Source organism: Streptomyces flaveolus (assembly GCF_000716535.1).
In the GTDB taxonomy this organism is placed as follows: Bacteria; Actinomycetota; Actinomycetes; order Streptomycetales; family Streptomycetaceae; genus Streptomyces; species Streptomyces flaveolus_A.
Genome location: NZ_JNWV01000016.1, coordinates 177,671 through 192,383, shown reverse-complemented (window position 1 = coordinate 192,383; position 14,713 = coordinate 177,671). Strand labels below are relative to the sequence as shown.

Below are 14,713 nucleotides of genomic sequence, written 5' to 3'. Positions count from 1 at the left end.
GTGATCATGCCAGCGGCGGTACGAGCACTCGTACCGCCGCAACCCTTGTTCGCCGCCCGGGCCCTTCCTCAGGCCGCGCCGCGCTGCAGCGCTTCGCAGACCGCCGTCGACTCGCGTACGCCCAGTTCGACCGCACGGCCGCAGTGGGCGATCCAGGCCGCCACGCCCTCGGGGGTGCCGGAGACGTACCCGTCCAGGGCGGCCAGGTAGGAGGCGCGGCCCAGTTCGGCGTGGCCGACCTCGGCCGGGCAGATCGCCTTCGGGTCCAGTCCGCTGCCGATCAGCACGATCCGCTCGGCCGCGCGCGCGACCAGGCCGTTGTGGGACGTGAAGGGGCGCAGCGCGAGCAGTTCGCCGTGCACCACGGCGGCCGTGACCAGCGCGGGCGCCGAGGTGCCGGCGATGATCAGGTCCGCCAGCCCCTCCAGCCGGCCCGAGACCTCCCCGGCGTCCGGCAGCGGCAGCTCGACCAGCGGCTCGTCGACCGGCTCACCGGCCAGGCGCGGCCTGCCGACCTGGTCCTCACCGCTCGCCGCGGCCACCAGGTGCAGCCGGGCCAGCACCCGCAGGGGCGACTGGCGCCAGATGGAGAGCAGCTGCCCCGCCTCCGCGGTCAGCCGCAGGGCCGCACCCATGACGCGCGCCTCGGCGTCGACGCCGAAGTCGGTGCGGCGGCGCACCTCCTCCAGGGCCCAGTCCGCGCCGGAGAGCGCAGCCGAGCCGCGGGCGCCGCGCAGGGCCGCCTCGGAGGTGATCTCGTTGCTGCGACGTCGCATGATCCGGTGCCCGTAGACCCGGTCCACGGCCTTGCGCACGGATTCGACGGACTCGGCCACACCGGGCAGCGAGCCCAGGGCCGCGAGCGGATCGGCGGTCGCGCCTGTCGTACTCATGAGTACGACACTACGCACCCCCTCGGCCCACCCCACGAAGGAGTGGTCTTCTTCACTACCTGGTGACACATACAGCTATCACCCGACTACCCTTGGTGAACATGAAAATTGCTTTCGTCGGGAAGGGCGGCAGCGGCAAGACCACGCTCTCCTCCCTCTTCATCCGCCATCTCGTCGCCTCCGGCGCCCCGGTGGTCGCCATCGACGCGGACATCAACCAGCACCTCGGCCCCGCGCTCGGCCTCGGCGAGGAGGAGGCGGCGGCGCTGCCCGCCATGGGCGAACAGCTGTCGCTGATCAAGGACTACCTGCGCGGCACCAACCCGCGCATCGCCTCGGCCGCGACGATGATCAAGACGACCCCGCCCGGCGAGGGCTCCCGGCTGGTCGGGGTGCGCGAGCCCAACCCGGTCTACGACGCCTGCGCCCGCCCGGTGGAACTCGACGGCGGCGCCGCCCGTTTGATGGTCACGGGCCCCTTCACGGACGCCGACCTGGGGGTCGCCTGCTACCACTCCAAGACGGGAGCGGTGGAGCTGTTCCTGAACCACCTCGTCGACGGCCCCGAAGAGTACGTCGTGGTCGACATGACGGCCGGTTCGGACTCCTTCGCCTCCGGCATGTTCACCCGCTTCGACATGACGTTCCTCGTCGCCGAGCCGACCCGGAAGGGGGTCTCCGTCTACCGCCAGTACAAGGAGTACGCCCGCGACTTCGGCGTCGCCCTCAAGGTCGTCGGCAACAAGATCCAGGACCCCGACGACCTCGACTTCCTGCGCGACGAGGTCGGGGACGACCTGCTCGTGACGGTCGGGCGCTCGGACTGGGTGCGCGCCATGGAAAAGGGCCGCCCGCCCCGGTTCGCGCTCCTGGAGGAGGCCAACGCCCGCGCCCTGGACCTGCTCAAGGCCACCGTCGACGCCACCTACGAGCAGCGCGACTGGGAGCGTTACACCCGCCAGATGGTGCACTTCCACCTGAAGAACGCCGAGTCCTGGGGCAACGAGCGCACCGGGGTCGACCTGGCGGCGCAGGTCGACCCGCACTTCGTGCTCGGCGAGAGTGTGGCGACGCCGGCCTGACGTCTACGACTCGTCCGCCGGCGCCCCGGGCACGCCCTTGGGCGCCGGAGCCGGACGGCCGGACAGGAAGGACTCCCAGCCCTGCCGGGGGGCCTCGCCCACCTTCAGGGTGCGCAGCTTCGCCAGGGTCCCCGGGTCCTGGGCGTCCAGCCAGTCGGCCAGCTGGTGGAAGGAGACGCAGCGCACCTCGGGTTTGGTGCACACGGCCTTGATCACGTCTTCGACGGCGCGCATGTAGGTGCCGCCGTTCCAGGACTCGAAGTGGTTGCCGATGATGAGGGGCGCACGGTTGCCGTCGTAGGCGCGGTAGAAACCCTGGATGAGTCCGTCGCGCATCTGGGCGCCCCAGTAGTCGAACTTGTCGGGGTCGCCCTGGGTCTTGGTGCCGGACTGGTTGACCATGAAGTTGTAGTCCATGGTGAGCTGCTCATAGGTGTGGCCCGGGAAGGGCACCAGCTGCATCGACAGGTCCCACAGGCCCTCCTTCTTCTTGGGCCAGACCTGGTCATCGACTCCACTGGAGTCGTAGCGGAACCCCAGGTCGCGGGCGGCCTTGATGAAGTTCTTCCGTCCCTCCAGGCAGGGGGTGCGGGCGCCGATCAGCTCCTTGTCGTAGTCGAAGGGCAGCGGAGCGGTCCGCTTCATGCCGGTGTTGGTCCGCCATGACTTCACGAACTGCTTGGCCTGGGCGATCTCGCTCTTCCACTCGTCCACCGACCAGGTGCCGACCCCGCCGTCGGGCCCGCAGAAGTGGCCGTTGAAGTGGGTGCCGATCTCGTTGCCCTCCAGCCAGGCCAGCCGTACCTGCTTGAGGGTGTCGGTGATGCCCTGCTCGTCGTTGAAGCCGATGTCGGAGCGGCCCGGCGAGTGCTGCGGGGGCTTGTACAGGTCGCGCTTCTCCTCCGGCAGGAGGTACACGCCGCTGAGGAAGTACGTCATGGTCGCGTTGTTCTCCTTGGCGACCTTGCGGAAGTGTGAGAACAGCTTCTGGCTGTCCTCGCCCGCGCCGTCCCAGGAGAACACGACGAACTGCGGGGGCTTCTGACCGGGGCTCAACCGCTCGGGCCGGGGCAGGTACGGCTGGGATCCGGTGTAGGCGGTGGAACCGTCACCGATCAGCCGGAGCACGCTGCCCGGCGCCGGCGCCCCCTGTCCCGGACCGGGCGCCCCTTCCTTCGTGCCGCTGGAGTCGGTCGCGCAACCGGCGAACGACGCCGCACAGGCCGCGGCGACCATGGCGCCGACGGCGATCCTCTGGGTGGCGGCCATGTTCCGCCCACCTTCTTCCTTCTCTCAGGCACACGCTGACGAGGGCCGTTTTCGAGTGATGTGCCGGGTTCGCACCGACAGCGCCGCCAAGGTCGCACGGGACTGAGAAGGAATTAGTACGACAAGCCGATCAAATGCTCACTTCACTCAAGCGGGCGATCTTCCACCCCTTTTGCCCCAGAAAACTATGCTTTGGCTTTACTTGGCATTACGGTTCTTTTACCGAGCGTTGATCCATCCCGCCGCTGCACGCCGTGACCCACGGCCGCGACCGAGCCCGCCCATCGCCGCGGCTCCCACCCAGTCCGCGACCGCGCCGCCCCGGAGGAGACGGGAACATGTCCGCCTGCGCACCCCCTCACACCCAGCACCCCCACCCGCCGCACAGCCCCGCACCGGGCCGCCGCCGCTTCCCCGTGGCGGGCGCCGACCTGTCCGCGGCCGTCGCGGTCTTCCTGATCGCCCTGCCGCTCTCCCTCGGCATCGCCCTGGCCACCGGCGCCCCGCTCCAGGCGGGACTCGTCGCCGCCGCAGTCGGCGGGATCGTCGTCGGACGGCTGGGCGGCTGCCCCCTCCAGGTCAGCGGGCCCGCCGCCGGACTCACCGTGGTCACCGCCGACCTGATCCACCGTTACGGCTGGCGGGCCACCTGCGGCATCACCGTCCTCGCCGGCATCGCCCAACTCGGCCTCGGCTGCCTGCGGGTGGCGCGCGGCGCGCTCGCGGTCAGCCCGGCCGTGGTGCACGGCATGCTGGCCGGCATCGGCATCACCATCGCCGTCGCCCAGCTGCACATCGTCCTCGGCGGCAACCCGGACAGCTCCGTCCTCGCCAACCTGCGGGCTCTGCCCGCCCAGTTGGCCGACCTGCATCCGGCCGCCGTGTCGATGAGCGCGCTGACCCTGGCCCTGCTGCTGGCCTGGCCCCGCCTGCCCGGCCGCGCCGGCCGGCTGCTGCGCAGGGTGCCGGCCGCGCTCGTCGCCGTCACCGGAGCCGCCGCGACCGCCGCCCTCACGGGCTTGCGCCTCCCCCGGGTCGAGCTGCCGTCCTGGCACAGCCACGCCCTGGCAGGACTGCCCGAGGGTCCGGCGCTCGGCCTGGTGGCCGCGGTGCTCACCACCACCCTGGTGTGCAGCGTGCAGTCGCTGCTCGGCGCGGTGGCCGTGGACAAGCTGGTCGCCGCCCGCACCGGCCCGCAGTCCCGCATCGGCCGCTCGGACCTGGACCGGGAGCTGCTCGGCCAGGGCGCCGCCAACATCGCCTCCGGAGCCCTCGGCGGGCTGCCGATCGCGGGCGTTGCGGTGCGCAGTACCGCGAATGTGAATTCAGGTGCCGTCAGCCGGAACTCCACGATGCTGCACGGCGTTCTCGTAGTAGTCGCCGCGCTGCTGATGGTCCCGGTCCTGGAGGAGATCCCGCTCGCCTCCCTCGCCGCCCTGGTGATGGCCGTCGGCATCCAGATGGTGTCCCTGCACCACATCCGCACGGTGACGCGCCACCGCGAAGTGCCGGTCTACGCCGCGACCACACTCGGCGTGGTGCTCCTAGGCGTCCTGCAAGGCGTGTTCCTCGGGGTCGCCGTGGCGGTCGCCGTCGCCCTGCACCGCCTCGCCCGCACCCGCATCACCCACCACGAGAAGGAAGGAGTCCATCACGTACGCGTCCGAGGCCAGCTGACCTTCCTCGCGGTGCCCCGGCTCAGCAGAACCCTGCATCTCGTACCCCAAGGCGCCCACGCCGTCGTGGAGCTGGACGGTTCGTTCATGGACCACGCGGCGTACGAGTCGCTGCAGGACTGGCGCAGCTCCCACACCGCGCGGGGAGGCACGGCCGAGCTGGCGGGCCGGCGCGACGGAATCCGGACCGGCGAGCAGGATCAGGCCACCGAGTGCCGGTGCCGTCCCTGGACCCCCTGGCGCAACCACCAGGCCTGCTTCGCCGGAGCCCCCACCGCTCCGGAAGGGCAGGGGGCCGGCCGGGAACTGGCACGTGGCATCAGCTCGTTCCAGCGGAACACCGCGCCGCTGGTGCGGGAGGAGCTGGCGCGGCTCGCCCGGGAGGGCCAGCGGCCCTCCCAGCTCTTCCTGACCTGCGCCGACTCCCGGCTCGTCACGTCGATGATCACCGCCAGCGGTCCCGGCGACCTGTTCGTCGTCCGCAACGTCGGCAACCTGGTGCCGCCGCCGGGCGAGGAGCACGGCGACGACTCGGTGGCCGCCGCCATCGAGTACGCGGTGGACGTGCTCGGGGTGCGCTCCATCACGGTATGCGGGCACTCCGGGTGCGGAGCGATGCAGGCGCTGCTGACCACGGGGGCCGGCCAGGGGGACAGCACCCCGCTCCAGCGGTGGCTGCGGCACGGGCTGCCGAGCCTGGCGCGGACGGCCGGCGATCATCCCGGGCGGCCCCGGCTGGCCGGACGGGAGCCCGCGGACGCGGTGGAGCTGCTGTGCCTGACCAACGTGGTCCAGCAGTTGGCGCATCTGAGGGCGCACGAGTCGGTAGCCCGGGCGCTGGCCGAGGGTGCGCTGGAACTGCACGGCATGTATTTCCACGTCGGCGAGGCGCAGGCGTATCTGCTGGCGGGGACGGAGGAGCAAGCGGTGTTCGAGGACGTGGCGGGAGGCATCGGCGGAGGTGAGGAGGCACGCGAAGCGGTGCGGGTCACGAGCCACAGACAGGTCTAAACCAATTTTACCGTCGACCCTTGTCATCGGACCCCCGTGTCTGATGAGCTGTGGCCTGGGACACAACGGACACCCTTCGAAAGGGAGATGTCGTGAGCAACGAGAGCCTGGCCAACCTGCTCAAGGAAGAACGCAGGTTCGCGCCCCCCGCCGACCTGGCAGCGCACGCCAACGTCACCGCGGAGGCGTATGCACAGGCCAAGGCTGACAGGCTCGGCTTCTGGGCCGAGCAGGCCCGCCGGCTGACCTGGGCCAAGGAACCGACCGAGACGCTGGACTGGTCGAACCCGCCGTTCGCGAAGTGGTTCAAGGACGGCGAGCTGAACGTCGCCTACAACTGCGTGGACCGGCATGTAGAGGCCGGGCACGGGGACCGCGTCGCCATCCACTTCGAGGGCGAGCCCGGCGACAGCCGGGCGATCACCTACGCGGAGCTGAAGGACGAGGTCTCCAAGGCCGCCAACGCCCTGCTGGAGCTGGGCGTGCGGAAGGGCGACCGCGTCGCCATCTACATGCCGATGATCCCGGAGACCGCGATCGCGATGCTGGCCTCGGCCCGGATCGGCGCCGCGCACTCGGTCGTCTTCGGCGGCTTCTCGGCGGACGCGCTCGCGACCCGGATCAAGGACGCGGACGCCAAGGTGATCATCACCGCCGACGGTGGCTACCGGCGCGGCAAGCCGTCCGCGCTCAAGCCGGCGGTGGACGAGGCGGTCGGCAAGGTGGACAACGTCGAGCACGTGCTCGTGGTCCGCCGCACCGGCCAGGAGGTGGCCTGGACCGACGGCCGGGACGTGTGGTGGGACGACATCGTCGCCCGGCAGTCGGCCGAGCACACCCCGGAGGCGTTCGAGGCCGAGCACCCGCTGTTCATCCTCTACACCTCCGGCACCACGGGGAAGCCGAAGGGCATCCTGCACACCTCCGGCGGCTACCTCACCCAGACGGCCTACACCCACTGGGCGGTCTTCGACCTCAAGCCGGAGACCGACGTGTACTGGTGCACGGCCGACGTCGGCTGGGTGACCGGGCACTCGTACATCGTGTACGGCCCGCTGGCCAACGGCGCGACGCAGGTGATGTACGAGGGCACGCCGGACACCCCGCACCAGGGCAGGTTCTGGGAGATCGTGCAGAAGTACAAGGTCACGATCCTCTACACGGCGCCGACCGCGATCCGGACGTTCATGAAGTGGGGCGACGACATCCCCGCCAAGTTCGACCTGTCCTCCCTGCGTGTCCTCGGCTCGGTGGGCGAGCCCATCAACCCCGAGGCGTGGATCTGGTACCGCAAGCACATCGGCGCCGACAGGACGCCGGTCGTGGACACCTGGTGGCAGACCGAGACCGGCGCCATGATGATCTCGCCGCTGCCCGGCGTCACCGAGGCCAAGCCCGGTTCGGCGCAGCGTCCGCTGCCCGGCATCAGCGCGACCGTCGTCGACGACGAGGCGAACGAGGTGCCGAACGGCGGCGGTGGCTACCTGGTGCTGACCGAGCCGTGGCCGTCGATGCTGCGCACCATCTGGGGCGACGACCAGCGGTTCATCGACACCTACTGGTCCCGTTTCGAGGGCAAGTACTTCGCCGGTGACGGCGCGAAGAAGGACGACGACGGCGACATCTGGCTGCTGGGCCGGGTGGACGACGTGATGCTCGTCTCCGGGCACAACATCTCCACCACCGAGGTGGAGTCGGCGCTGGTCTCGCACCCGTCGGTCGCCGAGGCCGCCGTCGTGGGCGCCGCCGACGAGACCACCGGCCAGGCCATCGTCGCGTTCGTCATCCTGCGCGGCACGGCCTCGGAGAACGAGGCGCTCATCGGCGAGCTGCGCGACCACGTCGGCGCCACGCTCGGCCCGATCGCCAAGCCCAAGCGGATCCTGCCGGTGGCGGAGCTGCCGAAGACCCGCTCCGGCAAGATCATGCGCCGCCTGCTGCGGGACGTCGCCGAGAACCGCCAGCTCGGTGACGTCACCACGCTGACGGACTCCACCGTCATGGACCTCATCCAGGCCAAGCTGCCCGCGGCGCCCAGCGAGGACTGAGCGGACCGGGAGGACTGAGCGGCATCCCGAGGGGCACCCGGCCGGCGAACGTGCCGGGTGCCCCTCGGGGGTCCAGGTGGAGATCACCGGACCCGGGCGGACGGCACTTTAGGTAAACTAAACAAAGTGCCGTACGAAGCGGCACATCAGGTGCGCCGGGAAGTCTGGTCGGCATGTGAGTCCCGCCTGCCCCGGAGGTTTCCCGTGACCGCGCCCCGCACCCGCCCCCACAGCACCCCTCGCAGGGTCCTCGGCCGTCTGTCGCTGCCCGAGCGCTCCTTCGTCACGGACGCGCTGCGCACCGAGACCGTCGGCGGTGTCCTGCTGCTCCTCGCCGCCGTGGCCGCGCTGCTCTGGGCGAACGTCCCCGGCATCCACCACAGCTACGAGACGGTCAGCAACTTCCACGCCGGCCCCGAAGCCCTCGGTCTGAACCTCTCCGTCGCCCACTGGGCCGCCGACGGCCTGCTCGCCGTGTTCTTCTTCGTCGCCGGCATCGAACTCAAGCGCGAGCTGGTCGCCGGCGACCTGCGCGACCGCAGGGCGGCGGTGCTGCCCGTGGCGGCGGCGCTGTGCGGGATGGCCGTACCGGCACTCGTGTACACCCTCACCGCTGTCGCCGGGCACGGCTCCACGCAGGGCTGGGCGGTGCCCACCGCCACCGACATCGCCTTCGCGCTCGCCGTCCTCGCGGTCATCGGCACCTCGCTGCCCAGCGCCCTGCGCGCCTTCCTGCTCACCCTGGCGGTCGTCGACGACCTCTTCGCGATCCTGATCATCGCGATTTTCTTCACCGACCGGCTGAACTTCCCCGCCCTCGGCGGGGCCGCCGCCGGCCTCGCGGTCTTCTGGCTGCTGCTGCGCAAGGGCGTGCGCGGCTGGTACGTGTACGTGCCGCTCGGCGTCGTCGTCTGGGCGCTGATGTACAACAGCGGCGTGCACGCCACCATCGCCGGCGTGGCGATGGGCCTGATGCTGCGCTGCACCACCCGGGAGGGTGAGGAGCACTCACCGGCCGAGCGCATCGAGCATCTGGTGCGGCCCCTGTCCGCCGGGCTCGCCGTACCGCTGTTCGCGCTGTTCGGCGCCGGTGTGTCCGTATCCGGCGGGGCGCTCGGGGACGTGTTCACGAGACCCGAGACGCTCGGCGTGGTGCTCGGACTGGTCGTGGGCAAGACGGTCGGCATCTTCGGCGGCACCTGGCTGACCGTTCGTTTCACCCGGGCGCAGCTCAGCGAGGACCTGGCGTGGGCCGACGTCTTCGCGGTGGCCTCGCTCGCCGGGATCGGCTTCACGGTCTCGCTGCTCATCGGCGAGCTGGCCTTCGAGAGCGACGCCGTCCTGACGGACGAGGTGAAGGCGGCCGTCCTCACCGGGTCGCTGATCGCCACCGCGTGCGCGACGGTGCTGCTGAAGCTGCGCAACGCCAAGTACCGCAGGCTGTGCGAGGAGGAAGAACGCGACGAGGACCTCGACGGCATCCCGGACGTCTACGAGCAGGACGACCCGGCGTACCACCTGCGGATGGCCGAGATCCACGAGCGCAAGGCCGCCGAACACCGCCGGCTGGCCGCCGAGGCGCGCCACGGGCTTCAGGAAGTGCCGGGCGGGGCAGGCGAGGAGGACGGCCGTCCGGCATGATCTGACGAGACGGTACAAATCAAGACGGTACGCAAGACGGTCCGTAAGACCCACGAGAGACCTCTGAGGGAGAACGCGATGAGCGCACCCGACGGCAGCCCGGTCGGCGCCGAACGCAGCATCGGCCAGCTGTTCGCCTCGGCGACGACCGAATTGTCGGCGCTGGTGCACGACGAGATCGCGCTGGCCAAGGCACAGCTCAAGCAGGACGTGAAGCGCGGCGCGGTCAGCGGCGGCGCCTTCTCGATGGCGGGCGCGGTACTGGTGTTCTCCCTGCCGATGCTCAACTTCGCCCTGGCGTACGGCATCCGCACCTGGAGCCACTGGAACCTGGCGATCTGCTTCGTGCTGTCCTTCGCGGCCAACGTGCTGGTCGCCGGCCTCCTCGCGCTCATCGGCACGGTGTTCGCGAAGAAGGCCAAGAAGGGCCGGGGTCCGCAGAAGGTGGCGGCCTCGATGAAGCAGTCGGCGGGCGTCCTGCAGAACGCCAAGCCGCACCCGCGTCCGGAGCTGCCCGAGGACCGGACCCCCGCGGCCATCGAGGCTGTGGCACGCTCGTCGTCATGACGGACCCCGCCGCTCCCTCGGCCGTACGGATCGAAGGTCCCTGGAGCCACAGGGACGTCGCCGCGAACGGCGCACGCTTCCACATCGCCGAACTCGGCGACGGCCCGCTGGTCCTGCTCCTGCACGGCTTCCCGCAGTTCTGGTGGACGTGGCGGCACCAGCTGACCGCGCTCGCGGACGCGGGCTACCGGGCGGTGGCGATGGACCTGCGGGGCGTCGGCGGCAGCGACCGCACGCCCCGCGGGTACGACCCGGCCAACCTCGCGCTGGACGTCACCGGGGTGATCCGGTCGCTCGGCGAGCCGGACGCCGCGCTGGTCGGCCACGACCTCGGCGGCTATCTGGCGTGGACGGCGGCGGCCATGCGGCCCAAACTCGTGCGGCGCCTGGCCGTGGCGTCCATGCCGCATCCGCGGCGCTGGCGCGCGGCGATGCTGCGGGACGCCCGGCAGACGGCCGCCAACTCCTACATCTGGGGGTTCCAGCGGCCCTGGATCCCCGAGCGCCAACTGACCGCCGACGGGGGCGCGCTGGCGGGCCGGCTGATCCGGGACTGGTCCGGGCCGCGGCTGCCGGACGACGCGGCCGTGGAGACGTACCAGCGGGCCATGTGCATCCCGTCCACCGCGCACTGCGCGATCGAGCCGTACCGCTGGCTGGTGCGTTCGCTGGCGCGGCCGGACGGCGTGCAGTTCTACCGCCGGATGAAGCGGCCCGTACGGGTGCCGACGCTGCATCTGCACGGCTCGCTCGATCCGGTGACCCGGACGCGCAGCGCGGCCGGTTCGGGCGAGTACGTCGAAGCGCCGTACCGCTGGCGGCTGTTCGACGGTCTCGGTCACTTCCCGCACGAGGAGGACCCGGCGGCGTTCTCCACCGAGCTGATCAACTGGCTGAAGGATCCCGAGCCCGACCGATGAGGTGTCAGGCGCACGTTCGGTGACCCTGCGGTGAAGGTTCGATGCGTGGAGTATCCGATTTCCTGAACAGTTGTCCCCCGAACGGCCACATGCCTGCCGCATAGGCCAATTGGGGGGCGCACAAGCGGTTATCGACCTTGGGGCGGGGGCACACGTCGGGGTATGGGCTGGACGCACGACTACAGTGACGCACCCCGCAACCGCCGCTCGGCCACGGGCCTGAGCACGCCTCAGCGAGGCACCCCACAACTCGCGGAAGCGGACCTCCGGGTGGGGATTCCGCGCATCCTGCGCCGCCGGGCCCGCTGGGTCTCGGTGCGCCTGCGTCACCCGCGGGGCTGAACGCGCCGCGTCGCCCTACAGGGCGCAGCTGTCCGTACCCACCTGCTCGTTCGCCGTACGCCCCCGCTCGATGTCGGCCTGGATCTCGTCCGTCGTCAGGGCGTAGCCGGTGTCGGCGTCGTCGAGGGACTTGGCGAACACCACGCCGTACACCTTGCCGTCCGGGGTGAGCAGGGGGCCGCCGGAGTTGCCCTGGCGGACGGTGGCGTACAGGGAGTAGACGTCGCGGCGGACCGTGCCGCGGTGGTAGATGTCGGGGCCGTTGGCCGTGATGCGCCCGCGCACGCGCGCGGCGCGCACGTCGTACGAGCCGTTCTCCGGGAAGCCCGCGACGATCGCGCCGTCGCCTCCGGTCGCGTCCTGCGAGGTGAACCGCAGGGCGGTCGCCTTCAGGTCCGGTACGTCGAGTACGGCGATGTCGCGCTTCCAGTCGTACAGGACGACCTTCGCGTCGTACTTGCGGCCCTCCCCGCCTATCTGCACGCGCGGCGCGTCGACTCCGCCGACGACGTGCGCGTTGGTCATCACACGGCGGTCGGCGAAGACGAAGCCGCTGCCCTCCAGGACCTTGCCGCAGCTCTGGGCGGTGCCGGTGACCTTGACGATGGAGCGCTGGGCGCTGAAGGCGACCGGGCTGCTCTCCAGGGCGGGGTCGGGCGGCTGCACGTCCTTGATCGGCTCGTTGGCGAACGGGCTGAAGACCTGCGGGAAGCCGTTCTGCGCGAGCACGGAGGAGAAGTCCGCGAACCAGGTGTCGGCCTGCGCGGGCAGCGCCCGGGAGACCCCGAGGAGCACCTTGGAGCCACGCACCTCCCTGCCGAGCGTCGGCAGGGTCGTACCGGCCAGGGCGGAGCCGATCAGCCAGGCGACCAGGAGCATCGCGACCACGTTGACAAGGGCGCCGCCGGTGGCGTCCAGGGCGCGCGCCGGGGACCAGGTGATGTGCCGGCGCAGCTTGTTGCCGAGGTGGGTGGTCAGGGCCTGGCCCACGGAGGCGCAGACGATCACGACGACCACGGCGACGACGGCGGCGGTGGTGCCGACCTGCGTCTTGCCGGTCACGGCGTCCCAGATGACGGGCAGCGTGTAGACGGCGACCAGGCCGCCGCCCAGGAATCCGATCACCGACAGGATGCCGACGACGAAGCCCTGGCGGTAGCCCACCACCGCGAACCACACGGCCGCGACCAGCAGCAGGATGTCCAGCACGTTCACGGGGATCACCCTGTCATGCGTGCCAGTCGAGCGGGACCTGCTTACCGCGGTCCCAGGGGCGCTCCCAGCCCGCGAAGTGCAGCAGGCGGTCGATCACTCCGGCCGTGAAACCCCAGACCAGGGCCGATTCGACCAGGAATGCCGGGCCGCTGTGGCCACGGGGGTGGACGGCGGTGACACGGTGGGCGGGGTCCGTGAGATCCGCCACGGGGACGGTGAAGACCCGCGCGGTCTCGTTCGGGTCGACGACGCCGACCGGGCTGGGCTTGCGCCACCAGCCCAGCACGGGGGTGACGACGAAGCCGCTGACCGGGATGTACAGCCTCGGCAGCACGCCGAAGAGCTGCACGCCGGACGGGTCGAGCCCGGTCTCCTCCTCGGCCTCGCGCAGCGCGGCCCGCAGGGGACCCTCGTCCTGCGGATCACCGTCCTCCGGATCCAGCGCGCCTCCCGGGAACGACGGCTGTCCGGCGTGGGAGCGCAGCGAGCCCGCGCGCTCCATGAGCAGCAGCTCCGGGCCGCGCTCGCCCTCGCCGAACAGGATCAGCACGGCCGACTGCCGCCCCGAGCCGTTCTCCGGCGGCAGGAAACGGCTCAGCTGGAGGGGCTCGATCGTCTCGGCGGCGCGCACGACGGGCTCCAGCCAGTCCGGCAGGCCGTCCTTGCTGAGCGTCACCGGACCGCCTTGTGTGTCACTTGCCCTCGTCATCGCACCCCCGTCGCTCTGTCCTCTCCAACGCCCGAGGGCCCCGAGATCGTTCCGTCACGCGGCCCCCAGCGGCGGCGCCGGTCTGCCGCCCGCGTCGAGATAGGCCTGCGGGGGCTTGAGCCGCTGCCCCGGGAAGCCGCCCTTCTCGTACTTCAGCAGCTTCTTCGCCTTCTCCGGGTCGGTCTCGCCCTCGCCGTAGGCCGGGCAGAGCGGGGCGATGGGGCAGGCACCGCAGGCGGGCTTGCGGGCGTGGCAGATACGGCGGCCGTGCCAGATCACGTGGTGGGACAGGTCGGTCCAGTCGCTCTTCGGGAAGAGCGCGCCGACGGCGGCCTCGATCTTGTCGGGGTCGGTCTCGTCGGTCCACTTCCAGCGCCGGACCAGCCGCTGGAAGTGGGTGTCCACGGTGATCCCTGGCCGACCGAAGGCGTTGCCGAGGACGACGAAGGCGGTCTTGCGGCCCACGCCGGGCAGCGTGACCAGCGCCTCCAGCTTGCCGGGCACCTCGCCGCCGAAGTTCTCGACGAGCGCCTTGGAGAGCCCTATGACCGACTTGGTCTTGGCGCGGAAGAAGCCGCAGGGGCGCAGGATCTCCTCGACCTCCTCCGGGTTGGCGGCGGCGAGGTCCTCGGGGGCGGGGTACTTGGCGAAGAGCGCCGGGGTGGTCTGGTTGACGCGCAGGTCGGTGGTCTGGGCCGACAGCACGGTGGCGACCAGCAGCTGGAAGGGGTTCTCGAAGTCCAGTTCCGGGTGGGCGTACGGGTACACCTCGGCCAGTTCGCGGTTGATCCGGCGGGCGCGGCGGACCAGGGCGGTGAGGGATTCGCCGGACGGGGGAATGACGGCGATCTTCTTGACGGGTGCGGCCTTCTTGGCGGGCTTCCCGACGGACGCGGCCTTCTTCACGACGGCGGCCTTCTTCATGGCCGGCGTCTTCTTGACAGCCGCGGTCTTCTTCGCGGCCCCCGTCTTCTCGGCGGCCTCGGCCTTCGCGGCGGCAGCCGCTTTCTTCACGGCAGGCGCCTTCTTCGCGGCGGGGGTCTTCTTAGCGGTCGGCGCCTTCTTCGCAGCCGATGCCTTCTTCACGGCAGCGGCAGCCTTTTTAGCCGATTTGCCTGTTTTATTACTTCCACCGGGATCCTGTTCGCCCACAGCGGAATCATGACGTGCAACCACCCGCCCAGCCCCCTTGCCCTGTGCTCTCACCGGCGATTTGGACACCCAGCCAGCCTAAAGCCCGGCACCGACATCCGCCCCGGAGCCCGCTGAGCGGCCCCCGATCGGACCCCTGACGCTTACCCCGGGACACCTGTGCGGCATCCTTGTGACAGATCACACTG

The 14,713-nt window shown here is 70.9% G+C and carries 12 protein-coding genes; 7 read left to right on the top strand and 5 right to left on the bottom strand.

Annotation, left to right across the window (positions count from 1 at the left end; all coding sequences use genetic code 11):
* Positions 1 to 68: 68 nt before the first annotated feature.
* Positions 69 to 893: a hypothetical protein gene (locus OO52_RS18560; RefSeq protein ID WP_030648524.1), complete on the bottom strand. Its 825-nt coding sequence runs from the start codon at positions 891 to 893 to the stop codon at positions 69 to 71.
* 101 nt (positions 894 to 994) lie between these two features.
* Here OO52_RS18560 and OO52_RS18555 point away from each other — a divergent pair, with 101 nt between their 5' ends.
* Positions 995 to 1,975 (top strand): ATP-binding protein, encoded by a 981-nt coding sequence (locus tag OO52_RS18555; protein ID WP_030648521.1) that lies wholly within the window; start codon positions 995 to 997, stop codon positions 1,973 to 1,975.
* A 3-nt stretch (positions 1,976 to 1,978) separates the two neighbouring features.
* Here the strand turns inward: OO52_RS18555 and OO52_RS18550 are convergent, their stop codons facing one another.
* A complete protein-coding gene (locus tag OO52_RS18550; RefSeq protein WP_030648518.1) occupies positions 1,979 to 3,244 on the bottom strand; it encodes a hypothetical protein in 1,266 nt (421 codons plus the stop codon).
* 338 nt (positions 3,245 to 3,582) lie between these two features.
* Between OO52_RS18550 and OO52_RS18545 the strand changes: the two genes are divergently transcribed.
* From OO52_RS18545 to OO52_RS52755, 6 genes are all read left to right on the top strand, one after another.
* The gene (locus OO52_RS18545; RefSeq protein ID WP_030648515.1) at positions 3,583 to 5,931 is read left to right on the top strand and encodes a bifunctional SulP family inorganic anion transporter/carbonic anhydrase; all 2,349 of its coding nucleotides are present in this window, start codon (positions 3,583 to 3,585) and stop codon (positions 5,929 to 5,931) included.
* Between the two features lie 92 nt (positions 5,932 to 6,023).
* Entirely contained in the window at positions 6,024 to 7,979 is a 1,956-nt protein-coding gene (gene acs, locus OO52_RS18540; RefSeq protein ID WP_030648512.1) for an acetate--CoA ligase, read from the top strand.
* 204 nt (positions 7,980 to 8,183) lie between these two features.
* Entirely contained in the window at positions 8,184 to 9,620 is a 1,437-nt protein-coding gene (nhaA, locus tag OO52_RS18535) for a Na+/H+ antiporter NhaA (protein WP_030648510.1), read from the top strand.
* Positions 9,621 to 9,698: 78 nt separating this feature from the next.
* A complete protein-coding gene (locus OO52_RS18530) occupies positions 9,699 to 10,187 on the top strand; it encodes a phage holin family protein (protein ID WP_030648508.1) in 489 nt (162 codons plus the stop codon).
* Complete coding sequence (locus OO52_RS18525; RefSeq protein WP_030648505.1) at positions 10,184 to 11,107, top strand: alpha/beta fold hydrolase; 924 nt, start codon at positions 10,184 to 10,186, stop codon at positions 11,105 to 11,107. Before OO52_RS18530 ends, OO52_RS18525 begins: the two co-directional genes overlap by 4 nt.
* Positions 11,108 to 11,269: 162 nt before the next feature.
* A complete protein-coding gene (locus tag OO52_RS52755; protein WP_078629584.1) occupies positions 11,270 to 11,449 on the top strand; it encodes a hypothetical protein in 180 nt (59 codons plus the stop codon).
* Between the two features lie 15 nt (positions 11,450 to 11,464).
* Here the strand turns inward: OO52_RS52755 and OO52_RS18520 are convergent, their stop codons facing one another.
* The 3 genes from OO52_RS18520 to nth are packed head-to-tail and all read right to left on the bottom strand — an operon-like array spanning position 11,465 to position 14,459.
* Positions 11,465 to 12,664 carry a MarP family serine protease gene (locus OO52_RS18520; RefSeq protein WP_030648503.1) on the bottom strand — a complete coding sequence of 400 codons (1,200 nt, stop codon included), beginning with the start codon at positions 12,662 to 12,664 and terminating at the stop codon, positions 11,465 to 11,467.
* Positions 12,665 to 12,677: 13 nt separating this feature from the next.
* Positions 12,678 to 13,373, bottom strand: a complete 696-nt coding sequence (locus OO52_RS18515) for an NUDIX hydrolase (protein WP_030648500.1) — start codon at positions 13,371 to 13,373, stop codon at positions 12,678 to 12,680.
* Positions 13,374 to 13,427: 54 nt separating this feature from the next.
* On the bottom strand, positions 13,428 to 14,459 hold the full coding sequence (gene nth / locus OO52_RS18510; RefSeq protein WP_030648491.1) for an endonuclease III: 1,032 nt from the start codon (positions 14,457 to 14,459) through the stop codon (positions 13,428 to 13,430).
* Positions 14,460 to 14,713 lie beyond the last annotated feature (254 nt).

Coding starts and splice junctions, on each gene's coding strand:
- OO52_RS18560 (WP_030648524.1), bottom strand. CDS start 893: ATGAGTACGACAGGCGCGACCGCCGATCCGCTCGCGGCCCTGGGCTCG.
- OO52_RS18555 (WP_030648521.1), top strand. CDS start 995: ATGAAAATTGCTTTCGTCGGGAAGGGCGGCAGCGGCAAGACCACGCTC.
- OO52_RS18550 (WP_030648518.1), bottom strand. CDS start 3,244: ATGGCCGCCACCCAGAGGATCGCCGTCGGCGCCATGGTCGCCGCGGCC.
- OO52_RS18545 (WP_030648515.1), top strand. CDS start 3,583: ATGTCCGCCTGCGCACCCCCTCACACCCAGCACCCCCACCCGCCGCAC.
- OO52_RS18530 (WP_030648508.1), top strand. CDS start 9,699: ATGAGCGCACCCGACGGCAGCCCGGTCGGCGCCGAACGCAGCATCGGC.
- OO52_RS18525 (WP_030648505.1), top strand. CDS start 10,184: ATGACGGACCCCGCCGCTCCCTCGGCCGTACGGATCGAAGGTCCCTGG.
- OO52_RS52755 (WP_078629584.1), top strand. CDS start 11,270: ATGGGCTGGACGCACGACTACAGTGACGCACCCCGCAACCGCCGCTCG.
- OO52_RS18515 (WP_030648500.1), bottom strand. CDS start 13,373: ATGACGAGGGCAAGTGACACACAAGGCGGTCCGGTGACGCTCAGCAAG.